Origin of the sequence: uncultured Draconibacterium sp. (genome assembly GCF_913063105.1) — a bacterium.
In the GTDB taxonomy this organism is placed as follows: Bacteria; Bacteroidota; Bacteroidia; order Bacteroidales; family Prolixibacteraceae; genus Draconibacterium.
Genome location: NZ_CAJXYQ010000020.1, coordinates 20,530 through 46,329, shown reverse-complemented (window position 1 = coordinate 46,329; position 25,800 = coordinate 20,530). Strand labels below are relative to the sequence as shown.

Sequence of the window (25,800 nt, the reverse complement as noted above, 5' to 3'; positions counted from 1 at the left end):
TCTTAAATTACTTCTTCAAAAGGTTTTTAAAGAAAGAATACTTCCTTACTCTTTCCTTTATTTTTTCATTTTACAACCTTTTTAATGCTTGTTTTATCACGCTCTCCACTGTGGCTTCAGGTTGCTCCTGAAGTATCTTCGATACTATCTTTTCAGCATCTTTCTTAACAAAGCCAAGCATAACTAATGCTGATAACGATTCATTTCGGATAGTATTGTCTGCTACGGATAAAATTTGACCTGATTCGGGTATTTTTCCGAGTTTATCTTTTAAGTCGATAATAATACGCTGAGCTGTTTTTGCACCAATTCCTTTTACGGCCTTTAAAACTGCCACATTTTCAGTGGTTACAGCTGCTCTTAATTCATCGGGGCTAAGCGACGAAAGCATCATAATTGCAGTGCTGGCGCCTACCCCGTTTACCGATATCAGGTTACGGAAAAGCTCGCGCTCGCTGGTGTTGGCAAAACCATATAAGGTGTGTGCATCTTCGCGCACAATCTGGTGCAGAAATAATTTTGCGTCTTTTTTACCATTGAGCACGCTGTAAGAGTTGAGCGAAATATTTACAAAATAGCCAACTCCTCCGGCTTCAATCACCACATTTGCAGCACTTATTTCAACAATATTACCTTTTATAAATTCGTACATAACAAGGGGCTTATAAAGTCTCTTCTTCCTCTGAAGCTTCAATGTCAACACTCTCATCAACCTGGTTTGGATTGATGTCGTATTTTCGTAATGGGTTTTTACTTATTTCCTGGTAAATGCTACGGTTTTTATGAATGTCGATGGCAAGGTACAAAGCCTGGCGGAACGATTCGGGCGATGCTTTGCCTTCTCCGGCGATTGAATATGCTGTTCCATGTGCGGGCGATGTACGTATTACCGGTAATCCTGCCGTGTAGTTAACACCGCGCTCAAACGAGGCCAGTTTAAACGGAATTAATCCCTGATCGTGGTACATGGCCAGTATTGCATCAAATTTCCGGTAGTCCTCTGAACCAAAAAAACCATCAGCAGGGTATGGTCCCAATGCCATAATGCCTTCTTTTTTTGCCTGAATAATTGCCGGAAGAATAATTTCCTTGTCTTCTTTACCAATAAGTCCGTTATCGCCGGCATGTGGGTTTAAACCAAAAACGGCAATGCGGGGTTTGGTAATGGCAAAATCCTGTTGAAGTGATTTCGAAATTATTCTGATTTTAGAAAGTATCGTTTCCTTGTTTAAGCTTTCAGCCACCCTGGATATTGGTATGTGTGTTGTAACCACTCCAATTTTCATGGTTTCGCTAACCATTAACATGGCATAGTCCCTGGTGTCGAAACTTTGTGCCAGGAATTCAGTATGTCCCGGAAAATTGAACTCTTCGCTTTGAATATTGTCTTTGTTTATCGGGGCAGTAATCAATGCATCGATATATCCTTTCTGAAGGTCGCTTGTAGCCCGGTCGAGTGCATTAAACGACGAAGTTCCTGCTTCAGGTGTTGATTTTCCCAATTCTACACGGATATTTTCATCAACACAATTTATAATGTTTGCTTTTTTGTGCAATAACTCTTTGGTGTTTCTAACATGGTTAAAGCTAACGTCGTTAATATCTAACGCCTTACGATGATAGGCTGCAACTTTAGGCGAGCCATAAACAACAGGTGTACACATTTCAAAAATACGCGGATCAGAAAGTGTTTTTAAAATTACTTCGTATCCAATGCCGTTAATGTCGCCGTGAGTTATTCCTATTCGTATTGTATCTTGTTTTGCCATTGTATTTTGTTTCAAATAATTTGCTCTTTTTTAAGCGCTGCAAAGTTAATTTATTTAATTGAAACAAGCATGCTCTTGTTTCTACACCGATGTAGTTGTTTGTTTAAAATTACTGGATAGTGAGCGTTTTAAGGTAATTGTATAAAAGTCTGGTGCCATAACCTGTTCCACCCGAAGGGCGATAGGCATCTTTTTCTTTTCGGAATGCTGTACCGGCCATGTCCACATGTATCCAGTTGTAGCTGGTAAAGTGTTCCAAAAATTTCCCGGCTATTGTAGATTGTCCTTCGCGGGTGCCAAGGTTGTTTAAATCGGCAATTGGCGATTTTAACGGAGCAGCATATTCTTCCCAAAGGGGCACCTCGATAAGGCGCTCGAAAGTTTTTAGTCCCGCTTCTTTTAATGCGCTAAGGTGTTGTTCCGAATTTCCCATAACAACGGCTGCGTGGGGTCCGGCAACTATATCGGCCGCTCCGGTTAATGTTGCGCAATCAATTACCAGCTGCGGGTTGTATTTTTTTGCGTAACTCAATGCATCCGCAAGAATGAGCCGGCCTTCTGCATCTGTATTTTTAATTTCAACGGTAGTTCCGTCAAACATAGTAATAATGTCTCCGGGCACGTAAGCGTTGCCATCGGGTCGATTGTCGGTTGCCGGCACCAATCCTACAATATGAATTGGTAGTTTGTTTAACGCAGCGGCATAAATAGCCGACACCACTGCTGCAGCTCCACCCATGTCTGCTTTCATATAATCCATCGAATTAGGTGTGGGTTTCAGGCTTAAACCGCCGGTGTCGTAAACAATGCCTTTTCCAACCAGAACGATGGTTTGGCTGCTTGTTGTATTTTCTGGTTTCCACTCAAGAATGTTAAACGTTGGCGGGTCGATACTACCTTTGTTAACCGCAAGCAAACCCCCCATTTTTAGGGCTTCAATCTTTTTCTTGTTAAATACTTCAAGCGTAAAACTTGCTTCGCTGCTCAGTTTTTCAATTTCTTCGGAGAATTTTGGTGCGGTTAAATACGACAGAGGTTCGTTTACCAGACTACGTGCAACAAAAACGGCCTTTGTGGTGTTTGCAAGCTCGGTAATTTGTTTTTCGGTAATCTGTGTGTCGCAAATTCTTATTTCATGAATTAAAAAATCATCTTTCTCTTTCTTATATTTATCAAAACGATACGAAGCCAACAGGAGGCCTTCTAAAAAAGGAAGGAGTAAATTAGGTTCGCTGAAATTAAAAAGCTGAACCGTCTTTTCTCCGGTATTTTTCAACGTGTCGAAAAGGGTATTGCCTGCTACCCTTGCCATTTCTGATTTTTGATACGGTAGTTTTTCGCTTTTAATTTTTCCAAAAAAGATAAAATGCGGATACCTGTTGATACTGCAGATATCTTCTTTTTCAAATTTTTGCTCCAGAAAAGCCTTCTCTGGTTCCGATAGGGCAAGGGCCTCTGCATTATTTACCGTTGCAGTTATGCAGGCTGACGAAATGTTTTCAGCTGCTGCTGCTATGATTGAAATTTTTGGGATCATAAATAATATTTTAAGCTAAAATAACGATTAAAAACGTTTTACATTGCCCGAATAAATGAAACAGTTGACAGTTGCCTGTTAATTGCGGTTGGTCGTGGTTTTTTGAAGCAAAAAACAGCATAAAAAAAGGACCTTGTAGTAAGGCCCTTTCCGGTAATACTTTAAGTTCTAATGCTTGTGGTTGTCGCCAAAGTAGGCATGTTCGAACAGATGTACTTTTTCGCGCAGTGTTTCGGTAATAGCCACATCGGTACTTTGTTTGCTCTTCATGGCAAACACCAGTATATGGTGCAGTAATTCAAGTTGTTTGGTGTACTTCCGATAGGCTTCGTCGTCGCTTGCCAGGGTTGGCTTAACTCGTTGGTGAAGAAAATATTGACTAACAATGTCTTGCATTTTTTTTGCGTGTTCTTCTTTGTTCATAACCCATCGCACCAGCTGGTTGTAATCCGGGTTTTCTGCTTTTGAAAGTTCGTTAATCTGGTTCATCGACTTTTCAATTGTTTCAATGTGTTCGTATAACAAAGCTATGCGAACAGAGTCGCCGTAAATTCCACATGGGATTTCGCAATGGGCTTTTGCCTGAAAGCTTGAGACAATAAGGAAGCCAAGTACAAGGGATGCTGATAAAAGTTTTGTAATTTTTTTCATTTTGTATGAATTTAAATGTAATTCTGTTGAGTAATTAAGAGTATAACAATATTAAATTGAATTGGTTTTGAGATGTAGTAGGGATAATTGATTGATGAAGCTTATATTTTTTTTGAAAAATGTTTTGAGTTTCACGAAAAGCTGTTACTTTTGCATCGCTTTTCAAAAGCAACGTTCTCTAAAAATAAAAGAAGGGAATAAAAAAACCTTCCCCAGTAGCTCAGTTGGTTAGAGCGGCGGACTGTTAATCCGTAGGTCGTTGGTTCAAGTCCAACCTGGGGAGCCCAAGAGGCGTTATGTGAACAATCATGTAGCGCTTTATTTTTTATCTTTATTTACGGGAATTATTTTCCCCAGTAGCTCAGTTGGTTAGAGCGGCGGACTGTTAATCCGTAGGTCGTTGGTTCAAGTCCAACCTGGGGAGCATTAAGAGTTGAAAGTTAAGGTTGCAGAGACCTGATTTTCAGCTCTTTTTTGTTTTATGCAGCCTGTCTAATCCCCGAAGCAGCAGAATGATGGAAACACAACATACTCATTCAGATAGCTTTTAGCTCAAATATTTATTGTAGAAGGCATTCGCAATGCTGATAGATTAATTTAAAGGCATTACAGCTGAGCCTGTTTTATTAATTGAAGATTTTTGATTTTTTATGTAGTATGCCTTAAATTTGTTGTTCTGCTGCAATTGTATTTGAATTGTATGTTTGGCAGCCTAAAGTTAAATGCTTGCTTTTTATTCGTTTAACGGAAATCATAATAAAAGACTCATTATGAAGACTTCAAAGATTGTTTACTTATTCTTCATCGAGATCACTTCTGCATTTTTTATTCTAACCACTTTAGTAGCGTGTAGTTCTTCATCAGCTGATATAAATTCAATCGACTATAAGCCATTGGACAGAGCTGACTGGCCGGTATCAACACCTGTCGAACAAGGGCTGGATTCTAATCTTGTGGCGAAAATGTATGTTAATGCGACTGAGTTAAACACCCTTTATAGTTTGCTTGTGATTAAGAACGGATATTTAGTAGCTGAAGATTATTTTAACGAAGGTGTCATTGATCAGAAGGATCGACTTCAGTCAGTAACGAAGAGTATTACTTCGGCTTTGGTAGGAATTGCTCTGGAGCAAGGTTGCCTTTCTGGCGTTGACCAAAAGGTTTTGGATTTCTTTCCGGAAATATCCGAAAATATCATCGATGTCAGGAAAGAGCAGATAAGCTTGCGACATTTGTTAGAAATGCGGTCGGGATACCCAAGAGAGGAGGACGACCAAGCTCTTTGGAATGGTCTTTTATCAGGTAATTATCCACCTCTTCTTAAACATTTTCCTTTGGTTGATGATCCCGGAACCAGGTTTCACTACAGCAATCTTTCATCAAATTGGTTGGGGATAATTGTTGATCGGTCGTGCGGAATGAATTTGAAAGCTTTCGCAGAAGAAAAATTATTCTCTCCGCTAGGAATTGAGCCAGGCGATTGGGGGCAGGATTCGGAAGGCCACAATAACGGATGTGGCGATCTTCATCTTAGTGCCCGCGATGCCGCTAAATTCGGACTATTATATCTTAACGATGGTATGTGGGAGGGGAAACAGATCATCTCATCAGACTGGGTAAAAGCTTCGCTTCAAACCTATTCTGTAAATGAAGCCTTTGTAAAAAGGATTGGCAATTTTCGTGATATTGGATACGGTTATCATTGGTGGACTGCCAAGGCAAACGATTATTATGTTAGTATTGCGTGGGGACATGGTGGACAACTTATTGTGCTTGTTGAAGAGCTTGATATGGTTATCGTAACTACTTCCTACCCCTTTTGGTTGGAGCATAACGATCAGTCGTGGAAACATGAAAAGGCAATCATTAAGATGGTTAGTAAGTTTATCTCCTCCATTCCAAACAAATAAGTAGCCTGCAAATTTGATTGTATTAATGGGTTTGGCTAGGGTTAAGCACTGGAAGTTCCTGTTTCGATGTAAGGATCTATGTACTTTAAATGTTGAATGCCAGGTAATGATTGGTGCAGTTTTAATGGCGTTTGGTAGTAATTCACACCAAGCTTTAAAGTTTGGCATGCAACTTTAAATTATGGGAGGAGCCAGCAAATTTAAAGAAGTCTTCTTTATTACTGAAGTTGTGAAAGGAATCTCCAAATTCTCATGGAAAGTTCCATCAAGAACGAATGCCAATTTAATTGTAAAATGTCGTATCGGATGTTCTTGTATTTTCAATTTGAACCAATTAAAATTTGCAAAGCATAGCTAAAGCTTCGGTTAAAAATTTTGATGAAGTAGAAATTGAAAAGACAACACTTAGATGTGGCATTATATGGTCAATCTGGTAGAATTAAATTATTCAATTTATAGATTTTACTCGTTAAGACAATTTTATTTTTTCTTCAGTTTTTGCTACTGGAAATACATTTTTACTTTCATTAATATTTGGACAGAAATGTGTGTAAGGTAATGTATATGAGAATTATACGCTTGTTTTTCTTGTGTGTTGTTGCTTTAAAATTAGAATATTGTATAACAAAGTACCAGTAACCACAAGGAAGCATATTAAAAAAAGTACTATACAAGGTGTAACGCTTTTAAAAATTGTGCGTCATATAATTGAAAACGTTACAAAACATTTTACTGATAGCAATAAAACAATAGGAGGATAAGTCATGAAAACAAAAAACAATGTTCAGAAAACAACTACAAGATTAGTAGCATTGGCATTAATTTTAGTCGAGCTGAGTTTAAATGTACAGGCGCAGAATCTGGGAAAATCATTGTCGGGAACTGTTAGTTTTAACGAAATCGCGTTTGCGATGGTCGATAACTCTGGCGAATTCAATTCATCATCAACTAAGGCAGATGTTTACCTTGCAAATTTTGATGTGGATACAGAAGATGCATTAACAGTGGAGGACTGGATGACAGATATGGCCAACTTTGATGTTTATTCACAGTATTCTCAATTAGAGCAGGAGGAAGCAATGAAAGTTGAAGATTGGATGATTGATGATAAAACATTTGCTCATTGGTCTTTTCAGTTTAAAGTAGAAACTGAGTCACCGCTCGTGGCAGAAGACTGGATGACTTCAGGCGAAGTGTGGAATCGTTAGTTTCATATAAAATTGAAAACAACAACAATTAAAAAGTCAGAAATCATGAAATTAGAGAATACAAAAGCACAAATGAGAAAAGGGATACTGGAGTATTGTATTTTATTGGTTTGCAAGAATGAACCGGTGTATGCAGTAAACATTATAGGTGGCTTGCGGGATGCTAACCTGATAGTAGTTGAGGGTACAATTTATCCATTGCTAACCCGGTTAAAGAATGACGGATTATTATCCTATCGCTGGGAAGAGTCTACTCAGGGACCGCCACGAAAATATTATGAATTGACAGAAAAAGGCTTGGTCTTTTTAACCGACCTGGAGGAATCATGGGGAGAATTGGCAAGTGCAGTGAGAAGAATTAAAACCATTAGGGCATAATCGTTAAAATCAGAAAATCGTAAAAACTTAAAACTCAATAAAAATGAAAAAGACATTGACAATTAATATTAGCGGTACTATATTTCATATAGAAGAAGACGCTTATGAAGAGCTGCAAAAATACATGGTGGTATTGAAAAACTACTTTGGTAAAGATGAAGAAGGCAGCGAAATTTTTGCTGATATTGAAGCCAGAATTGCAGAAATTTTTACAGAAAAAACAAGTGGAAAAAACCAGGCGGTTACTCTTGAGTGGGTAAAAGAGCTGATCGAAACCTTGGGTACTCCTGAAAATTTCTCGGAAGAGGCTGGGGAGGAAGAGCCATTGGCAGGACAGAAAACAAGAAAAAGAAAACTTTATCGCGATCCGGAACAAACTGTTTTAGCAGGAGTTTGCGGTGGCCTGTCGGTTTATTTCAATATGGATCCGGTTGTTATAAGATTAATAGTTGTTTTACTTGCACTTCTTACGTCAGGAGCGGGTATTTTGGTTTATGTAATTCTGTGGATAGTTGTGCCCAAAGCAGTAACAACAACACAACGGCTGGAAATGAAAGGAGAAGAGGTTACGATTAAAAACATTGAGAAATTTCTCAAAGACGAAGTTGATGCAGTAAGAGAGAGTTATAAAAAGATTAGGAAATCCCGGTTTTTTACAAGAAGCAAGTAATAGCGAAATACTTTTTAGCAATATTCTTAATCGGTTTTTATTGTGAGTTAGATGTAAAAAGCTTAAAAGTTAGCCTAAAACTCATAGCTGTTATTGGATAAACATTTATTAAGAGGTCATAAGCGACCTCTTTTTTTTGCTAAAAACCTACACTTGGGTGTCGAAATATTTTGAAAATGTGGTATTTGGTTACTTTAGTTTTGAGTAGATTTGTGTGTTAAAAAAATAATTGTAGTTCTTTTAATAAATACAAATACCATGAACAAATTAAAAACTATCTATTTAACTATCATTTATTTAGGGTTTCTTGCAACGGCTTCACAAGCCCAGCGCGTTGAGAGCGAATCAAAATTAATTGGTAAATGGGATTTAACCATTACCATGGAAAAAGAACAGCTGGAGAACCTGGGAATCTTCCGACACGGGTTAATGGCTTCTGACGGTTTTCCGGGATGGCTGGAAGTAAAACTTTCCGGCTTTTCTACGCTTGTTGGCTATTATGTTGGTTACGAGGGGAGTGCAAGGCCAATTGCAGAGGTAAAATACGACGTCGATAAAGACAAATACCATTTTACCATTCCTCCGCAGTGGATGGATATTGATGATATTTATTTTGAGTTTAGTTTAAAAGACGACAAACTTGAAGGGTATAAAATGCTTGATGGAAATAAGCTGAAGTTTACTGGCGTTCGGGCACCATCGTTAACCCGAACGGAACCTCCGGTGTGGGGTAATCCTGTAAATTTGCTTACCGAAAATATGGACCGCTGGATTATTCCGGAAAATAATAAGTTTAAAATGGTTGATGGTGTATTAAAAAACATCAAGAAAGGTGGAAACCTGATTACCAATCAAAAGTTTAACGATTTCAAACTCAGTATTGAATTCAGGTATCCTGAAGGAAGTAACAGCGGTATTTATTTACGCGGGCGCCACGAGCTTCAGATTGAAGATTCAAAAGGACGGGTCGATGATGTAAGCATTGGTGGAATTTACGGTTTTATTGCGCCATCGGTAAATGCTGCAAATCCTCCGGACGAATGGCAAAGCTACGAGATTACTCTTGTTGGACGCCACGTAACGGTTGTGCTTAATGGTGTTGAAGTTATTTCAAACCGGCCAATTCCCGGCATTACCGGTGGATCGCTCGATAGCAAAGAAGGCGAGCCAGGACCAATTATGATTCAGGGCGATCATGGTCCTGTTGAGTTCCGAAAGTTTGTAATTACCCCAGCCGTTAACTAAAATCGGTTTAAAATATTGAAAGAATAGAAGGTCGGTCAGTAGTGATTGACCTTTTTTATTGGATATTTTGCAAATTGCACGTTTATGGTGTTCTTTGTTTTCAACTAAAACCTTTAAGATGAAAATTAGACTTACAGCATTCTTCTATTTATTTTTTGTGATTATTTGTCTACAGTGTTCTCCCGAAAAAACGTTGGAATCCATAACTGTTGAAACCGATAAAAATGGACAGTTGCAAGTTCAGGTTACCGCTGAACATGTACAGCAATTTAAGGACAAAGGTTTTCTTACTTATACCGATTTTGGGGCTGCCGGCGATGGAAAAACAGATGATATTGATGCGATAGCTGCTGCACATAAAATTGCCAACGAGCTTGGCCTTCCGGTAAAAGCAGAGAATAATGCAACCTACTACATTGGAGGAACAACACGTAGCGCAATAATAAAAACCAATACCGATTTTGGTGCGGCTGAATTTATTATCGATGACCGTAAGCTTGAAGATCGAACAAGCGCCGTTTTTCGGGTTGAATCGGGTAAAGAGCCTTTTAATCTGGAAGGAATAACCACCTTAAAACGAAACCAGGAAAAAATTAACCATAGCTTACCCGGTACCTGTTTGGTTACCGTTACCAATACCGATGTTAAACATTATATCCGCTATGGTTTAAACCAAAATAATGGCTCCAGTCAAACCGATATTTTTGTTGTTGACAAAAACGGAAACATCGACATGGATGCGCCAATTATCTGGGATTTTGACCGGATAACTGAAATAAAGGCCTTGCCTATTGATGCGGAAGTGCTGCAGATTACAGGAGGCAAGTTTACAACCATTGCCAACCAGGCCGAGTCGAAGTATAATTACCACAGCCGAAATATTGCCATCAGGCGTTCGAATGTTATTGTTGATGGACTTGAACACCACGTTACCGGCGAAGGAGAATATGGTGCTCCGTATGGCGGCTTTATCAACACCAGCGAGTGTGCCTACGTAAGCATAAAAAACTGTCTGTTTACCGGGCATAAAACCTATCAAACCATTGGTAATGCTGGAAAACCCGTATCAATGGGAACGTACGATATTTCGCTTGGCCGGTCGATAAGTATAAAGTTTATAAACTGTAGCCAAACCAACGATATTAACGACCGCACATATTGGGGGCTTATGGGCTCAAATTACTGTAAAAATCTGGTGCTCGTTAATTGTTCTTTTTCGCGCTTTGATGCTCATAAAGGGGTTGCTAACGCCTCCATTCGTAATTGCGAACTCGGACACATGGGAATTAATGCCATTGGCACCGGAACTTTCACCGTTGAAAATTCTACCATAAGAGGACGCAGCCTAATTAATTTACGCTCAGATTATGGCAGTACCTGGGAAGGCGAATTTATCATCCGCGACTGTATTTTTATTCCCAACACTGGAGAGTCAGGCAAGGTTAATCTGATAAATGGATTTTACTCGGGGCAACACAATTTTGGGTACACCTGCTACATGCCCGAAAAAATTACCATCGAAAACCTGGTGATTGATGATTCAAACTACACTGGTGAGTACAAGGGACCTGCAATATTTGCCAATTTTAATCCTGAAAATACCAGCGATTCCTATGTAGAGCTTTACCCCTACGTAAAAACCAAAGTGCTTAAGCTTAAAAATGTTAATGTGCACAGCGGAAAGAAATTCCGCCTAAGCGATAATGAATACATGTTTAACGAAGTAAGGCTTGTGGAAGAATAATTTTGAGTAGTAATTGTAAGTATCCGATTTAATAAAAAATGAATGCCTTGCAAATCACACTTGGGTAATGGGCTTGTGGCCTTGCCTGCAACTTTGTTTTTTACAAAAAATACCTTAGAATATTCCGAAAATAACAAGGGCATAAACAATAAAACGCAAATACCTGAATAAGGACCAGAGTAAATAATGTTTAAAGTTGTATTTAATTAGCCCTGAGGCCAGACTTACCAGGGAGTGTGGAATGGGCGATACTGCACCCAGAAAAACAAAAATACCTCCCCATTTTCGCAGGTTAATAATGTGTTTTTGTATTTTATTTTCAATGTAATTTTTTACGGTTGGTATCATAAATAATGTGCTTCCAACAACATACGCAAATATTCCTCCAAGGTATGATAAGGATGCTAAAATAAACAAGGACAACCACGGTGATTCAAGTTTTGCAGCCCAGGCAATAAACATTTCAGGCGGTACTAAGCCTAGAATAGATTCGGAAGCCAGGAAGAACGTGTAAATTAGTTTTGGAGGATAGCTGGAAACTAAATTCTTGAGCAGTGAATTAAAGTCGAGTAAAAAGATTTCAAGGCCAATTATTAATGCCACAAAAATAACGGCAATACTAATGCCTTTATAAGCGGTGCTTTTTAAGAAAGAATAAAAGCGCGTAATCCGGTAGTATCGGTTTAAAACCGATAAGCGCCGGGGAGAAAATATGTAGAATAAATTTTTTATCATTGTTTTGCTCTAATAAGGGCTCCAAAATAAATTTTAATAACAAGAATGGCATTGAAAAGTTGAAGAATAAGGATTAATAAATCTTTTTTTAACAAACCTCTTAATATTGAAAAAAAGAGATCAGCCGAAGATTAACATTTACCAAATAAAGAAATCGTTTACCGTTAACCTGGCTGTTTTCTTTTTTAATGATGTTAGGGGCTTTTTTTTATTGAATGCTCATTTAACCTGTTGTTCCCATGGCATTGGCAATGGCATTAACCGATAGCAGTAATTTGTTCAAAGTTTCTTGTTTTTCATTTTCGTTGCCGAACGCTTGAGAACGCCATTTTTCCAGATAGTTCACCTGGTAGCGATGCAGAGTCTCAAGGGCTTCTGCTCTTAATTTAGTCGAGAAATAATGGTTTTTGCGCCGCTCGTTAATCGGACGCCCCAAAAGTTCATTCATTAAATTTTGTGTTTTCTCAAACTCTTGCAATAGCTGATTTAAAATTTCCGATCTTGTTTCGTCTGTTGTAACAAGCCCGGCATAAAGCTCCATTATTTGTTTATCGGTGCTGGCTAAACTGGTATCAACATTGGTAAGTACGTAGCGTACAAACTGGTTACGCGGAATCAATTTTTTCAGCTTATCATACTTTTCGGGGAATTGGTTTTTCATTTTTTCGAGGGTAGAGCCAACGCCATACCAACTGGTAATATGGTACCTGGCCTGTCCCCAGCTAAATACCCAGGGGATGGCACGTAAATCGGCAAAACTGCGTTTTCCGGTTCGTCGCGCCGGACGGGAACCAATTTTACTTTCCTCAATTATATCAATGGGTGTAGCTTGCTGGTAATAGTTTAAAAAATGGTTGTTATTAAGCAAACCGGTATAAATTGTAAAACTTTCCTGCCCCATAAACTCCATAATGTCTGAGATTTCATCAATATCTTCAGGCAAATGTTTATGTAAAAGCGTGTTTAAGGTATTGCCGGCAATCATTAGTTCAAGGTTATACACGGCATTTATTTTATTGGCATATTTCTTTTCAATGCTTTCGCCCTGTTCGGTAATTTTAAAATGCCCCGATAGTGTTCCGTGTGGGAGCGAACGTAAGAACCAGTGGATTGGTCCGGCACCGCGGCTGATTGACCCTCCTTTTCCGTGGAAAAACTTAATGTGGATTCCAAACTTCTTTCCAACCTCCGCAATTTCTTTTTGTGCCTTATAAAGAAACCAGGCACTGGCCAGTATTCCTCCATCTTTATTACTATCGCTGTAACCTATCATAATTTCCTGTGTTTTTACAGGAAGATTTTTTTCTTTTCGCTGGTACTCAAGGCTGTTTTGTACTTCCGGGTAGCTAAAATATTCCTCTAAAATGGCCGGGCTGTCAATCAAATCCTGAATGGTTTCAAAAAGAGGTACCACATGAAGCTTAATAATCATTGTTTCATTAAAAAGCGTTAATCCTGCTTCGCGGGCCAAAATATAAACGGTAAGAAGATCGCTGGCATTCTTTGTCATGCTAACAATCAGCGAACCAATGGAGTAGTGCGAATAATTTCTGATGTGCGTGTTTAGTAATTGAAAACACTCCAGTGTATTTTTTGATTCGGTAGCTAATGTGCTGTAATCTTGCACAAACGGGCGTGCCGACTTTAATTCTTTAGTCAGAAAGCTTTTCTTTTCATTGATGTCCCAGTCAGGCTGTTGTGTATTTCCCGGATTTGATTTTTCTACCAACTGTTCAAGAGCCAGCTGGTAGTATCGGCTGTTTTGCCTGATATCGAGTTCGGCTAAATGAAAACCAAAGGTTTTTACAAAATAAATAGCCCGGTTGACGGATTGATAGGCAAGGTCGTTATATTTTTTTTGCAGCAACGATTCCTTTAATAGTTCCAAATCTTCAACCAATTGTTTGGAGCAGGTATAAGTGCCTTTTTTATCGTGCAAGTCAAGCATCTCAGCATGCTCCGGGTTTACCGGAAGCTTGTTGACAAACAACAGCACCAACATCTTAAAGGCTTCGTTTTTCGATGTAGAAATGAGTGTTTTATTTTCATTTCCCGTTTCTGCTACCATATGCTTAAAGCGCTGAAGCATAGGGTCTGGCAGCTCTGCAATATCAAAATAAAAACTCAGGTCATCAGCCAGTCGATTCAGTTCGTTTTTAATTACCATTAGCGCATTTAGCCGTAGCTTAAGCAATGCTTTTTGGGTAACATCAGCAGTTACAAGTGGATGTCCGTCGCGGTCGCCACCAATCCAGGTGCCAAACTTTAATTGTGGAAAATTATTATCATTCAGCAGTTTATTTAAATCAAAGCCCGAGTATTGCCAGGCTTGCGCCAGTCGGCGGTTTAACAGCTGTACCACTTCCGGGAAAACGTTTACAAAATAATGAATGGCATTATCCAGTTCTGTTTCAACCGTTGGTTTTTCCACATAAAATTCATCAATGTGCCAAATGGTCGATAGGATACGTTTTATCTCGTTACGGTTTTCTTCCAATTCATACGAGTTATACATCGAGTTTTCGCGTTTAACCAGCAGTAGGTAGAGCTCGCGGTATTTTTTTAAAATTACCGGTCGTTTTGCTTCGGTAGGGTGTGCTGTTAAAACGGGTTGAACCGAAATTTCTTTAAATGTTTTTATAATGTTGTCGGGTGAAATCTCTTTATCCTTAAGAATTTTTAAGCTGTTTGCCCAAAGCCCGTTTATGGCGGTTAAGGAGTTTCCTTCTTCTGTTTTTCGTCGTTGTTGCACAGCTCCATTTGTTTCAGCCAGGTTGAGCAACTGAAAACAAACCGAAAACATATGAAAATGTTGGTGAGTAAAATTTTCAATATCTCTGGCATTGTTTGAGCTTATCCATGGCATCACTTCAGCTAATTCAGCTTCTCCGTTTTCAACTAAAACTTCGCTAAAACAGCTTAACAAAAATTCAAGATCGGCGTAGGGTTTTCCTAATTGGTTGATTAAAATTTGCAGATTTGACATCACAATATAATTGTTGTTTATGTACAATAACAATTGAAAAGTAAAAAGTTAGCTTAAGGTACAGTTTTTTTGTTTCGATAAGCTACTTATTGCCGTACAAATATTAAAAAAAAGAAGTTGGTTGCTAATGGCTAATTTGTGATGATTAAGTGATTTTTAGTTGTATTTCAGCAATAAAATTAGGCGATTGATGAATTTAGTTAATCCCAAAAATTTTTTGCCGAAGTAGCAGTTCGTAGTCAATTTCCTGAAATAACTCTGTAAATATTTGTTGGTTAACAGTTTCGTTATTAACAATGCACAAGGGTTGTGCTCCGCGGTTGCAAATGTCTGCTGCATTTACCAGGTTAAGGTGTCTAATCTCCTCCACTTTATTGTTCCAATACGCTTTCATTTTTCTTATTTGAAGTAGTTGTATAAAGGTACGGTTGCGCCGTAGCTAAAAGCAAGTATCAAATGCTGAAAAAGAGCGAGTGAAGTGCTTAAAAAAAATAGGGGTATGAGAAAAAATACCTACGCCTTTTTAAAATTAGTTGGTGCATTGCAGGGCATAGCCATACATTTTCATCGCTTCCTGGTTTAAAAATGTTTGAGCTTGCCCATACGATTGTAGGTTGCGTTTGGTACTAAAAATATAGAATCGCGAATTGGGATGATCAACCTGTTCGGCAAAAACCTTATTCTTAGCCGTAGAATTTCGCGAGGGGATAATCTCTTCTGTTTCATAATTGTATGAATAATCCTGATGTTCGGCAAAAACAAATTCAATTCCCGATTGTCCGAACGCCAGCTCGTAAAAACGTGAAAACACCAGGTATATCTTTCCGTTTGGCATACCATAATAGTGTGCCGGGAAAACGGTTGGTAAATAAGATGCCGGGGTTCTGTGAATTAATTTTGCCAATGCTTTCATACACCAAAAAATTTAAATTGAATTACTAATTTTTAATACAAAGTCGACAAGCAAGCCAGCATGTGCCTTACAAATTCAATTAACGGTTTATCTTATAATAAACCCGTTTTTTACTGATGAGAAGAGTTACGTCCTTTACTTAATATACTGCGAGCGGATAAAAGGTAACCCCCGTAAAATACTGAAACTTAGGTAGGTATTTCGGAAAGTGGGGTGTTTATGTTTACTTCGTTTTGCTCTTTTTTAACCCACCTGTCAAAGAAAAAAAATTAGTACAGGTAGTTTGTTGTTTGCATTTGTTTGAAATGTTATTGTTGAAACACGCACAAATAGTGTGTAAGTTGCAGAATCAGATAAACTTATAATGAGAAAAAATAGGCAGAATAAAAATTTGAATATATAAGTTGTAATGCTTTGTTGCTTTTAATTACTATTGTTAAATACGATAGGCTGCATAATTCAGAAAAAGTAAACGACAGCTGCATAGTAGAAGTTATTTAAAATAGCATAACAATAAACTAATTTTTATAACAAGCATAGCAATGCATAAAATATTTTGTTGTTGCTTTGTATAGCAATTAAACGCAGTTAAAAAAACGCAGTTGAACAGAAACACTAAACCCGGGATCAAAAATTGAAAAATACACTTGTTGGTTTTATAATTAGCTGTTTATCTCTGGTTGCGGGATTTGGACTAAAGTCCCATGCGCAACAACTCGGGGAGATAAAAATCTCTGGTTCGTACCATAATCAGGCTCTATCAGACTTTGTTAAAGATTTGGAAAAAAACTATAATCTTAGAGTTTATTATAAAGAAGCCTGGCTTGCTAATTACACCATTAATAAGCAGTTTAATAATACCCCATTACTTCAGGCACTTAATAATCTTTTTTTCGAACACGATTTAACCTATGAATTCTTTCAGGATAACGGTATCGTAATTTTTCGTAGATCGGCAGACACACGTTCGAAATTTGATGACTATACACAAACCCTGGTGGTTGGTAATCCCATGAATTTGGGGCGATACAAAACTGCACTATTAAAGGGGAGGGTAGTAGACGGTAAAGATGGAGCACCTTTGGTTGGAGCGGTTGTTTATTGTAATAAACATCAAAAAGGAACCACTACGGCAAACGATGGAACTTTTGAATTAGACCTGCCCACCGGCGATGTGAAGTTAAATATTACCTATATTGGTTTTGAGGGGGCAAGTGTAAATATCCGTTTAATTGAAGATGGATCGGCTGATTTTCAGTTGTTTGAAGAATCGCATAATATTGATGAGGTAACGGTGCTTGGTACCAATGCCGATTTGCCACGGGCACAAATGAGTATGGTGCAAATGAGTGGAAAGGAAATTAAACAACTGCCTGCCCTTATGGGAGAGGTAGATGTGTTAAAAGGCCTAACTATTCTTGCTGGTGTGCAAACCGTTAGCGAACTGTCATCGGGATTTAATGTGCGTGGCGGGAATACCGATCAAAACCTGATTCTTGTTAACGGAAGTCCCGTGTTTAATTCATCTCATCTTTTTGGTTTTATGTCGTTAATTAATCCCGATGTGGTGGAAAATGTACGACTGTTTAAAGGAGGAATGCCGGCTCGCTACGGCGAGCGCGTAGCCTCGGTTATGGAGGTTGACTTTAAGGAAGGGAACGATGAAACCATGCGTGTTTACGGAGGAATTGGAATAATAAACTCGCGTTTGGCCATTGACGGGCCATTAACAAAAAATAAAAAACTAACTACAGTTATTGGTGGGCGCAGCTCGTACACCGACTGGATTTTACAGGAAATTCCTAACCTTGAACTCAACGAAGGGGTTACTCACTTTTACGATTTGTCGGGGAAAGTTACCTATAAATTTAACCAGCACAACAAAATAAGTGCAATGGCCTACACCAGTTTCGATGAATTTAGTACCAGTTCGCAATCCATAACCGAATATGGTAACTTGTTGGGCAATTTGCAGGTAAATAATCGATTTGGCGAAAAGTTTTACGGGCAACTTGAAACCGCCTATAGCCGTTACGATTACCGACTAACCGATTTGGCCAACAGCAAGCCTTACGAAGCTTACTTTCTTGATAATCAGTTAGAATATGGTTCGTTTGCTTATAGTTTTAAATGGCATCCTACCGAAAGGCATAATTCCGAAGCGGGGTTTAAAGCGGTTTACAATCGCATAAGTCCCGGAGAAATAACTCCTTACCAGGATACCTCAGTTATCGAGTATCAAAAACTAAACGCTGAAAAAACGCTTGATTGGTCGGTTTTTGTTAGTGACGAGTTCCAGGTTTTACCCCATTTTTCAATTGTTGCCGGATTGCGTTACAATCATTTTAGCAACATTGGTACTCCTTTGGTTTACCTCTACGATCCTAATGAGCCCAAATCGCCTGAGACGGTGATCGATTCTTTGCAATTTGGTAAAAACGAAGTATCAGCATCCTACGGAGGATTGGAGCCCCGACTGGCTCTGAATTTCGATTTTAGCATGAATACAACCTTGAAATTTAGCTACCAGCGAACCCGCCAAAATATTTTTCAGCTCAGTAACAATGCAGTAATCTCTCCTGCCGAAACCTGGAAAGCCGCCGATTATCATTTAAAACCACTTATTTCAGACCAGCTTGCTGTGGGGGTAGAAAACAATTCCTTACTCTCAGGCATCGAGTTTACAACGGAAGTGTATTATAAAAATCTGCAGAACCTGATTGAATATAAAAATGGTGCACAGCTGATTATGAATGAGTATGTTGAAACAGCCCTGGTGCCAACCAAAGGGTACTCGTACGGAATTGAACTCAGTGCACGAAAAAACCAGGGCCGCTTAACCGGATATGCCAGCTATGTTTACTCCAGAACGATGCGTAAAAATAACAGTCAGTTTGATGAGGAAAACCTTTGGAATGGCGACTATTATCCGTCGATTTATGATAAACCACACGATTTTTCGCTAACAGCAACTTACAACATTAGCCGCCGGTGGCGTTTTTCTGGAAATTTTGTGTTCGTATCGGGGAGGCCAACCACTCTTCCGGAAATTAAGTATGAATTTGCCGGTGAAAACCTGGTGTACTATTCAGAGCGGAACAAGTACCGAATGCCGCCTTATCATCGATTGGATTTATCAATAACGTTTGACGAGAACCTGCGAAAAAAACGAATGTGGAAAGGCAGTTGGACTTTTTCAGTTTACAATGCATACGGCCGCAATAATCCCTATTCGGTATATTATAAAAAAACAGTACCGGGCGAAAGCAATAATTACACCCGATATTCGCTGTTTAAACTTTCTGTAATTGGAATTCCGGTTCCTTCGTTAACTTACAATTTTAGGTTTTAAAATGAAGCGTATTTTTACATATAGCCTGTTGTTTTTTATACTGCTGACAGCTTGTGAAGATGTTTATGAGCCTGATATTGATGTGGTTGACAATGTTCTTGTCGCCGATGCGCGTATTTCGGCCGATAGTGAAACGAATACTATTCACATATACGAGTCGGTACCCTATTACGATAATGCGGGTACAGGGCCTGGAATTGTTTCGGCTAAAGTAAGCCTTAGCAGTAGTTCAGGAGAAGAATTTCAGCTTATACATTCTGATGATGGGCAATACAAATTAAATCGAAAACTTAACCCGGACGAGGCATACAAACTGCGCATTGAGTACGGCGGTAATGTTTATGAATCGGAGTTTGAGGAAGTACCAAAAACACCCTCCCTCGATTTTGTTTATGGCTTTGAGGAAAGCCAGGTACGAGAGGTAGGAGGAGAAAATGATGTAGATAATTTTAAAGAAACCAAAGGGGTGCAGCTGTATGCCGATATTACTGAGAACGAGGATATGCCTTATCATCGGTTTACTGCACGGCACATTGTACAATATACCTACCTGGTTGAGGTTGATGGGCCGTTTGGGGCGACTTCGTATGAAACGATGTATGGATGGAAAACAACTTATCCGGCAGGTTCGTTTAATATTGCTTCGCCCCCGGAGTACGCCTCTTCAAAAGAAATAAAGAAGCATCCCTTGTTTTTTCTTCCCAATACAATGAAGTACGAGGAAGAGCACAATTTTGCCGGATGGATTATAATTCTGTCGCATTACGGCATTACTGCTAACGCGCATGCTTACTACAGCGATTTAAATAAGCAACTGGATTCGGAAGGGAAAATATTTGATCCACTTTATGTGCAGGCTCGAAGTAATATCAGCTGTACAACCAACCCAGAGCTGGTAATTCTCGGAAATTTTGAAATTTCAAAAAGTAACGAAACACGTTATTTTCTAAGGTATGTTTCCGAAAGTAGCGGGTTTATATTCAGACCGATTGAAGAGTTTTACGAAATTCCGTTTTCTGGAGAACAGTTAATTGAAATTCCGGAGTTTTGGCAGTTTCCATAAATCAAAAACGAATGAACAGAATATTAAAAATAGTATTTTTTGTGGTATGTGCCATTGCGGGGATGAAAGGTAGTGCACAGCATTCGTTAAACGATAAGTTAGTGGTGTTTTCAGACCGTAACGATTGCATTTCAGGAGATACGTTGTGGCTAAAAGTTTATGTGCCGGAAACCTTACATTTGTACGGAAATATTATTCATCTTCAGTTAGAATCGCCGCACGGAGCTCGTTTGGCCGGAGGAGCAGTAAAGATCAAAGGAAACCATGCCGAAGGATATATTGCCATCCCCGATTCGCTTCAAACAGGTTTGTATTTTGCGCATGCTTTTTTAAATGCGCAGCGTAAAAACAAAAATCTGCAATGTGTAGGGCGTGCCGTTTATGTGTACAATCGTTTTGAAGAGACCATTGAAGAGCTTCCGGTGCTAAAAAACACCGGGAATTTTATTCCGGAGCAAAACACCGGGGCTGTTGAAATAGATGTTGCTTCCAACTTTCAACAACGTATGCAAGTAGACGGTACCATTGAAATTGCAAACGATGACTTTGCATACATCGTGGCCAGTGCAACTATTATCGATCCGTTTTCGGAAAAAAATACCGGTTTCCTTAATTTTCAACTGGCCGATATTAATTCGGTTATTCCCCCGTTTGAAGAAAAAGATGGTGTTTTGTTAAGCGGTCAGCTTCGGGAAAAGGAATCGGGCAAGCCGGCACAGGAATTGGTTTTGCTTTCGGTTGTTGGCAGCGAGTCTTATTTCGATTATTACTTCCCCGATTCAGGTGGGAGCTTTCATTTTTTACTTCGTGATGCTATTGGTAATGCCAATCTGATTTTGCAGCCTTTAACCACGTCGTTGCAGGAGTATGAGGCTGAGCTTATTCCAAATTTTGTTTCGGGTGTTCAAAAAATTAAAATCGATACAGCATTACTAACACCACCACAGCAAGAGGCTATTACAAACAGTTTAAAAGGTACATTTCTGCGAAAGCTGTTTTACGGTGTACCATTAACAAATAGGCAGGCTTTTAAAATGACAAATCCTTATCCGGTACCATTTTTCGGAATTACAGATAATCATGTGGTGCCCGATGAGTTTTTTGATTTACCTGATTTTAAAGAAATTTCACGCGAATTGTTGCTTGGCGTTCAATATCGAAACCGAAAAGATGAGGCCACTTTTCGGATTATAAACTCGCGACTGGATAACTTTTTTAACAGCGAGCCTTTACGTTTAATTAACGGAATTCCTGTTTTTAAAAATTCTTTTTTTCAGAACCTGAAATCATCTGATATTGCAGCTATTGATATTGTAAAAAGCGAACGTGTTTTTGGCGATTTACGTTTCAATGGGGTATTGGCCGTTTCATTAAAAGACAAATCAAACAGCTGGTTAGCTCAACAACCCAATGTTTTTCAGCTTAACGCTGCCTGTATTCAGTTTCCGAAACAAACCGGCTATTTGGCAGCCACAAATAAAACTATGCAACCCGACACCAGGCAACAGTTTTATAATCAGCAATTAAAAGGTAAAGGGGTGTGGCCTTTTCAATTTATGCTTTCAGATGTAAAAGGCCAACTGGAAATTAAGGTTGAGGCAATTACAAAGTCGGGCGAATTGGTTAAAACTTCCAAAATTATTACCATACAATGAGTAGCATAAGAAAATATACCATAGCAACTTTTTGTGCTCTTTTTGCATTGGCTGTGCAGGCACAGGATTTGGGTATAACCATTTATAAGCTCAACAAGGCATCAAACAACATGCAAAGCAAGTTAATGGGAGAAGTATTTACTTTAACTTCCGATGCCAATTATTATTTTCTGTACCCCGGCGATTGGGTGACCGGCACCATAACTTTGGTAAATGGCGATGTACACGATAAGCTTAAACTCCGATACCAGGCGAAGAGCGATGAGCTAATCTCGTACAACGAAAATGGCCATTTTTTGTTTTCGGTGCAGAAAGATCAGGTAAAAAGCTTTTCGTTTGTTGATGAGAATATTACAAGGAAGTTTATTCGCTTAACTAAACTCAATAATCAACATAGCAGTATGTACCTCGAAGAGTTGTATAACGGAAGCACAAGCCTTTTGGTTAACTGGTATATTTTCGAACGTACCGTTAGTCCTTATGTTGATAAAAACGGACTAACCCGAGCAGTTGAATACCGTTTGCAAAAGGAATATTACCTGTATGGAAAACAGGCAGGTTTACAAAAAATAAAATTAAACCGACGTGCCCTGTACCTTCAGTTTCCGGAGAACAAAAAAGAAATCAGAAAAATTCTTCGCCAACGACAATTGCTGGTACAAAACGAACAATCAATGGTTTTGGCCCTTTCTCTGCTTAAAGAAAACGGAATAATCGAATAAAATTTTGTTAAACACGCAACCTAAGTAGGCAAGCTGGCATCTTCATAAAAACAAAAAACATTATGAAGAAACTCATCTTGCTTCTCTGTGCTTCGGTATTGGCGTTTTCCGTTTTGGCGCAAACCGAAAAAGGCCAGGTTTATCTTAAAAACGGTTCAATAATTAAAGGAAAATATGTTTACATAAACGATGGTAAACAATTAAGGGTAGAGTCGGCCGGCAATGTGTGGATTTTTGATGCCGCTGATGTTGACCATCTTGCCACAAAAGGTGTAAAACCCCTCAGTATGGTTAACGAAGAACAGGACAGCTCCACGTGGTTTTTCAGAACCGAGTTGGGTGTTTTGGCCGGCAATGCCGATAACAGCCAAACCGCACCTTTCTCCATATCCGGATCGGCCAATTACCTTGTTAATCCTAATTTTTCAGCCGGACTTGGCCTTGGTGTCGAGTTTTTGAAAGAATCCTATATGCCGGTATTTGCTAATTTCGAGTATCATTTCAGAAAACAGTTAACAACACCTTATGTTTTTCTGAAAGCAGGATACCAGGTGCCGCTTGAAGATTCAAATGATATTTACTACGACGTATATCCCGTATGGAGTAGTTTTTGGCCCTGGCCCGGCGAAATTAGCGAAAATGGTTTCGATTGTAAGGGCGGAGTACTGTTTAACCCGGGTGTAGGCTTCAATCAAATGTTCTCGCAAAATTTCGGGATGAACTTTGCCGTTGGTTACCAGTTTCACCGACTTAATTACGATGGCGAAAGCGACTATTCATTAGCCATCGATTACAATCGTGTTACCGTAAAAATCGGTATTCTTTTCAACTAAAAACCGCAGAAAATGAAAACAATGAAAAAGATATTTTTACTACTTTTTATTTCGCTAGCACTGGCAGCGTGTATGGATGAATATACCGAGGAATTTACAGCAAACTCCCCCATTTACCTATCGTACGACGAGCTTCGCCAAAGCGTGAAGTCAGTAGCGGCAACTGATTTGGTAAACCCCGGAAAAATCTATTTTAAAGACGGCTATTTGTTTGTAGTTGAAGAATTTGCAGGAGTGCACATCATCGATAATCAGAATCCTGCGAATCCGCAGAATATCGGATTTATCGAAATTCCCGGAAATGTTGATATCGCCATTAAAGAAAATATCCTTTATGCCGACAGTTATGTAGATTTGCTTGCCATTGATATCTCGGATATTAATAATCCTACTGTGGTGAAACGTGTGGAAGATGTGTTGCCTTACACTTTACCTCCGGTTGACGAAAACTACCGGATTGCCGATGTAGATGAGGATAAAGGGGTTGTAACCGGATGGGAAATTAAAAAAGTACGTCAGGAAATGGAGTATCATTATTACCCCTACTACCGATTTGGTGGGGCAATGGAAGATATGGCATACAGTAGCGCACCTAAAGCCAACGGAAGTATGGCCAGTACCTTTGGTGTTGGCGGTTCAATGGCTCGTTTCGGATTGTACGACGATTATTTGTATGCGGTTGACGAGGCCAATCTTCATATTTTCGATGTGAAAGCTGCTGCAAACCCCGATGAGATTGGGCAACAAAACGTTGGATGGAATGTGGAAACCATGTTTATGTACGATGACCATATGTTTTTAGGAACCCAATCGGGGATGCGTATTTTTAATCTTGATATTCCAACTTACCCGAAATATGTTAGCGATTTTTGGCACGTTACCAGTTGCGATCCTGTTGTGGTTGCCGATGGTTATGCCTACGTTACATTGCGTGGCGGAACGGCATGCGGCAGTACGGTTAACCGGCTTGATGTGCTGAAACTTGCCGATGATTATGTTGACAACCAACTGGTAGGTTCTTATCCGATGGAAGGACCCTACGGATTGGGCATCGACGATGAAGTGCTTTTTGTTTGCGATGGCGATGCCGGCTTAAAAGTGTATGACGTAAGCGATAAAACCGCCATTGATGATCATATGATTTCACATTTTGCCGGCATCAATACCTATGATGTAATTCCACTTGGTGGATACTTGTTTATGATTGGCGATGACGGCTTTTATCAGTACGATTATTCCGACTTGCAAAATATTTCACAGGTAAGCCATATTCCTGTTTTTCAGGAAGATTAACAATTCTTAATTCATTATTGACTAAGATTTGAAAAGATATCTTAAGGCTCGGCAAACTGTCGGGCCTTTTTGCTTGTTATTCAACCGGTAATCGTTGTAAAATTATATTTTTGCAAATTGGTAAAATGAAAGGAAGGTTGTAGTGATGAAGACAAAAAACTGGAGAAGAATTATTTGGCCATTTCTGATGTTGGCTAATGTGGTGGTGGTACTAAGTATTTTACTGTCGGCAAGGCCGGCAAGTAACGAAGTTGCAGTAAAAAAAGAGGTAAAGCACCGGGCAGTAGAATTGCCTGAGGCAGTAAGTTTTGCCGGCGAGCCCATGCCGCTCGATCGGTTCTATGTAAAAGAATCACTTGACCGCGAACTGTTATCCAACGCCTATTTTCACTCGCAAACCATTCGTTACATAAAACTGGTGCCAAGGTATTTCCATGTTATCGAACCCATTTTAAAGGAACATGGTATTCCTGATGATTTTAAATACCTGGCAGTGGCCGAAAGCGGGTTAGATCCGCGGGCTGTTTCGCCGGCAAGGGCAGTTGGGTTTTGGCAGCTGATGGAAGGAACTGCAAAAGATTATGGCCTTGAGATAAATAGCGAAGTTGACGAACGCTACCACATTGAAAAAGCTACACACGTGGCTTGCGAATACTTAAAAGATGCCTACAAAAAATTTGGTAACTGGACTATGGTAGCCGCAGCCTATAATAGAGGAATGAATGGTATAAACCGCCAAATGGACCGCCAAATGGAAGAGGATTACTACGATTTGCTGATTACCACAGAAACGGCGCGTTACGTGTATCGGATTGTTGCCTTAAAACTTATTCTGGAAAATCCGGAGCGTTATAATTTTTATGTGGCCGAAAACGAAAAATACCCCGTAATTAAAACTAAGAAAGTTGAAATAAAAGGCTCGGTAGACAACTTTGCCGAATTTGCCCACAAACAAGGAGTTAGTTATAAAGTGTTGAAAGATTTTAACCCCTGGCTAAGGGAAAACAATTTAACCTACTCCGGAAGAAAAAGGTATTGGGTTGAAATTCCTGAAAAGTAATAGCCGCCGGAGCAACACCGAAAAGAAGTATTGCAGCCTTTTTAAAGGTTCTTCAGTTGAAAGAAAGAGATAAAAA

At 39.2% G+C, this 25,800-nt stretch carries 21 protein-coding genes and 2 tRNA genes; 15 read left to right on the top strand and 8 right to left on the bottom strand.

Annotated features, from left to right (window positions below; all coding sequences use genetic code 11):
• Window positions 1-70: 70 nt before the first annotated feature.
• The 4 genes from ruvA to QZ574_RS16590 form a co-directional block, all read right to left on the bottom strand.
• Window positions 71-652, bottom strand: coding sequence for a Holliday junction branch migration protein RuvA (gene ruvA, locus QZ574_RS16605; RefSeq protein ID WP_297091588.1), 582 nt, complete (start codon window positions 650-652; stop codon window positions 71-73).
• A gap of 10 nt (window positions 653-662) precedes the next feature.
• A complete protein-coding gene (gene pdxA, locus QZ574_RS16600; protein WP_297091586.1) occupies window positions 663-1,769 on the bottom strand; it encodes a 4-hydroxythreonine-4-phosphate dehydrogenase PdxA in 1,107 nt (368 codons plus the stop codon).
• A 109-nt stretch (window positions 1,770-1,878) separates the two neighbouring features.
• Window positions 1,879-3,306 (bottom strand): leucyl aminopeptidase family protein, encoded by a 1,428-nt coding sequence (locus QZ574_RS16595; protein WP_297091584.1) that lies wholly within the window; start codon window positions 3,304-3,306, stop codon window positions 1,879-1,881.
• 168 nt (window positions 3,307-3,474) lie between these two features.
• Window positions 3,475-3,957: a superoxide dismutase [Ni] gene (locus tag QZ574_RS16590; protein WP_297091582.1), complete on the bottom strand. Its 483-nt coding sequence runs from the start codon at window positions 3,955-3,957 to the stop codon at window positions 3,475-3,477.
• 209 nt (window positions 3,958-4,166) lie between these two features.
• Here QZ574_RS16590 and QZ574_RS16585 point away from each other — a divergent pair.
• From QZ574_RS16585 to QZ574_RS16550, 8 genes are all read left to right on the top strand, one after another.
• Window positions 4,167-4,240, top strand: a tRNA-Asn gene (locus QZ574_RS16585).
• A gap of 67 nt (window positions 4,241-4,307) precedes the next feature.
• A tRNA-Asn gene (locus QZ574_RS16580) sits at window positions 4,308-4,381 on the top strand.
• A 583-nt stretch (window positions 4,382-4,964) separates the two neighbouring features.
• A complete protein-coding gene (locus QZ574_RS16575; protein WP_297091580.1) occupies window positions 4,965-5,867 on the top strand; it encodes a serine hydrolase in 903 nt (300 codons plus the stop codon).
• 764 nt (window positions 5,868-6,631) lie between these two features.
• The gene (locus tag QZ574_RS16570; RefSeq protein ID WP_297091578.1) at window positions 6,632-7,075 is read left to right on the top strand and encodes a hypothetical protein; all 444 of its coding nucleotides are present in this window, start codon (window positions 6,632-6,634) and stop codon (window positions 7,073-7,075) included.
• 45 nt (window positions 7,076-7,120) lie between these two features.
• Window positions 7,121-7,453: a PadR family transcriptional regulator gene (locus tag QZ574_RS16565; RefSeq protein ID WP_297091576.1), complete on the top strand. Its 333-nt coding sequence runs from the start codon at window positions 7,121-7,123 to the stop codon at window positions 7,451-7,453.
• Between the two features lie 43 nt (window positions 7,454-7,496).
• Window positions 7,497-8,123, top strand: a complete 627-nt coding sequence (locus QZ574_RS16560; protein ID WP_297091574.1) for a PspC domain-containing protein — start codon at window positions 7,497-7,499, stop codon at window positions 8,121-8,123.
• A gap of 258 nt (window positions 8,124-8,381) precedes the next feature.
• The gene (locus tag QZ574_RS16555; protein ID WP_297091572.1) at window positions 8,382-9,368 is read left to right on the top strand and encodes a DUF1080 domain-containing protein; all 987 of its coding nucleotides are present in this window, start codon (window positions 8,382-8,384) and stop codon (window positions 9,366-9,368) included.
• A gap of 118 nt (window positions 9,369-9,486) precedes the next feature.
• Window positions 9,487-11,112, top strand: coding sequence for a hypothetical protein (locus tag QZ574_RS16550; protein WP_297091570.1), 1,626 nt, complete (start codon window positions 9,487-9,489; stop codon window positions 11,110-11,112).
• A gap of 114 nt (window positions 11,113-11,226) precedes the next feature.
• Here QZ574_RS16550 and QZ574_RS16545 read toward each other — a convergent pair whose 3' ends face one another.
• From QZ574_RS16545 to QZ574_RS16530, 4 genes are all read right to left on the bottom strand, one after another.
• Window positions 11,227-11,847 (bottom strand): VTT domain-containing protein, encoded by a 621-nt coding sequence (locus QZ574_RS16545; protein ID WP_297091568.1) that lies wholly within the window; start codon window positions 11,845-11,847, stop codon window positions 11,227-11,229.
• Window positions 11,848-12,070: 223 nt separating this feature from the next.
• Window positions 12,071-14,833, bottom strand: a complete 2,763-nt coding sequence (locus tag QZ574_RS16540; protein ID WP_297091565.1) for a phosphoenolpyruvate carboxylase — start codon at window positions 14,831-14,833, stop codon at window positions 12,071-12,073.
• A gap of 196 nt (window positions 14,834-15,029) precedes the next feature.
• Window positions 15,030-15,227 carry a hypothetical protein gene (locus tag QZ574_RS16535; RefSeq protein ID WP_297091563.1) on the bottom strand — a complete coding sequence of 66 codons (198 nt, stop codon included), beginning with the start codon at window positions 15,225-15,227 and terminating at the stop codon, window positions 15,030-15,032.
• Window positions 15,228-15,362: 135 nt separating this feature from the next.
• Window positions 15,363-15,746 carry a hypothetical protein gene (locus tag QZ574_RS16530; protein ID WP_297091561.1) on the bottom strand — a complete coding sequence of 128 codons (384 nt, stop codon included), beginning with the start codon at window positions 15,744-15,746 and terminating at the stop codon, window positions 15,363-15,365.
• Window positions 15,747-16,380: 634 nt separating this feature from the next.
• On the opposite strand from QZ574_RS16530, the gene QZ574_RS16525 reads away from it, so the two are divergent.
• The 7 genes from QZ574_RS16525 to QZ574_RS16495 all read left to right on the top strand — a co-directional run bounded on the left by QZ574_RS16525 (window position 16,381) and on the right by QZ574_RS16495 (window position 25,724).
• Window positions 16,381-19,098, top strand: coding sequence for a carboxypeptidase-like regulatory domain-containing protein (locus tag QZ574_RS16525; RefSeq protein WP_297091560.1), 2,718 nt, complete (start codon window positions 16,381-16,383; stop codon window positions 19,096-19,098).
• Between the two features lies 1 nt (window position 19,099).
• Complete coding sequence (locus tag QZ574_RS16520) at window positions 19,100-20,161, top strand: DUF4249 domain-containing protein (RefSeq protein ID WP_297091559.1); 1,062 nt, start codon at window positions 19,100-19,102, stop codon at window positions 20,159-20,161.
• A gap of 11 nt (window positions 20,162-20,172) precedes the next feature.
• Complete coding sequence (locus tag QZ574_RS16515) at window positions 20,173-21,816, top strand: hypothetical protein (RefSeq protein ID WP_297091558.1); 1,644 nt, start codon at window positions 20,173-20,175, stop codon at window positions 21,814-21,816.
• The gene (locus QZ574_RS16510) at window positions 21,813-22,538 is read left to right on the top strand and encodes a hypothetical protein (RefSeq protein WP_297091557.1); all 726 of its coding nucleotides are present in this window, start codon (window positions 21,813-21,815) and stop codon (window positions 22,536-22,538) included. Before QZ574_RS16515 ends, QZ574_RS16510 begins: the two co-directional genes overlap by 4 nt.
• 62 nt (window positions 22,539-22,600) lie before the next feature.
• On the top strand, window positions 22,601-23,371 hold the full coding sequence (locus QZ574_RS16505; RefSeq protein ID WP_297091556.1) for a hypothetical protein: 771 nt from the start codon (window positions 22,601-22,603) through the stop codon (window positions 23,369-23,371).
• Window positions 23,372-23,392: 21 nt separating this feature from the next.
• On the top strand, window positions 23,393-24,664 hold the full coding sequence (locus QZ574_RS16500; protein ID WP_297091555.1) for a hypothetical protein: 1,272 nt from the start codon (window positions 23,393-23,395) through the stop codon (window positions 24,662-24,664).
• Window positions 24,665-24,809: 145 nt separating this feature from the next.
• Window positions 24,810-25,724 (top strand): lytic transglycosylase domain-containing protein, encoded by a 915-nt coding sequence (locus tag QZ574_RS16495; RefSeq protein ID WP_297091554.1) that lies wholly within the window; start codon window positions 24,810-24,812, stop codon window positions 25,722-25,724.
• The last annotated feature ends 76 nt before the right edge of the window (window positions 25,725-25,800 follow it).

Coding starts and splice junctions, on each gene's coding strand:
- ruvA (WP_297091588.1), bottom strand. CDS start 652: ATGTACGAATTTATAAAAGGTAATATTGTTGAAATAAGTGCTGCAAAT.
- pdxA (WP_297091586.1), bottom strand. CDS start 1,769: ATGGCAAAACAAGATACAATACGAATAGGAATAACTCACGGCGACATT.
- QZ574_RS16595 (WP_297091584.1), bottom strand. CDS start 3,306: ATGATCCCAAAAATTTCAATCATAGCAGCAGCAGCTGAAAACATTTCG.
- QZ574_RS16590 (WP_297091582.1), bottom strand. CDS start 3,957: ATGAAAAAAATTACAAAACTTTTATCAGCATCCCTTGTACTTGGCTTC.
- QZ574_RS16570 (WP_297091578.1), top strand. CDS start 6,632: ATGAAAACAAAAAACAATGTTCAGAAAACAACTACAAGATTAGTAGCA.
- QZ574_RS16565 (WP_297091576.1), top strand. CDS start 7,121: ATGAAATTAGAGAATACAAAAGCACAAATGAGAAAAGGGATACTGGAG.
- QZ574_RS16560 (WP_297091574.1), top strand. CDS start 7,497: ATGAAAAAGACATTGACAATTAATATTAGCGGTACTATATTTCATATA.
- QZ574_RS16555 (WP_297091572.1), top strand. CDS start 8,382: ATGAACAAATTAAAAACTATCTATTTAACTATCATTTATTTAGGGTTT.
- QZ574_RS16550 (WP_297091570.1), top strand. CDS start 9,487: ATGAAAATTAGACTTACAGCATTCTTCTATTTATTTTTTGTGATTATT.
- QZ574_RS16545 (WP_297091568.1), bottom strand. CDS start 11,847: ATGATAAAAAATTTATTCTACATATTTTCTCCCCGGCGCTTATCGGTT.
- QZ574_RS16540 (WP_297091565.1), bottom strand. CDS start 14,833: ATGTCAAATCTGCAAATTTTAATCAACCAATTAGGAAAACCCTACGCC.
- QZ574_RS16535 (WP_297091563.1), bottom strand. CDS start 15,227: ATGAAAGCGTATTGGAACAATAAAGTGGAGGAGATTAGACACCTTAAC.
- QZ574_RS16530 (WP_297091561.1), bottom strand. CDS start 15,746: ATGAAAGCATTGGCAAAATTAATTCACAGAACCCCGGCATCTTATTTA.
- QZ574_RS16520 (WP_297091559.1), top strand. CDS start 19,100: ATGAAGCGTATTTTTACATATAGCCTGTTGTTTTTTATACTGCTGACA.
- QZ574_RS16515 (WP_297091558.1), top strand. CDS start 20,173: ATGAACAGAATATTAAAAATAGTATTTTTTGTGGTATGTGCCATTGCG.
- QZ574_RS16510 (WP_297091557.1), top strand. CDS start 21,813: ATGAGTAGCATAAGAAAATATACCATAGCAACTTTTTGTGCTCTTTTT.
- QZ574_RS16505 (WP_297091556.1), top strand. CDS start 22,601: ATGAAGAAACTCATCTTGCTTCTCTGTGCTTCGGTATTGGCGTTTTCC.
- QZ574_RS16500 (WP_297091555.1), top strand. CDS start 23,393: ATGAAAAAGATATTTTTACTACTTTTTATTTCGCTAGCACTGGCAGCG.
- QZ574_RS16495 (WP_297091554.1), top strand. CDS start 24,810: ATGAAGACAAAAAACTGGAGAAGAATTATTTGGCCATTTCTGATGTTG.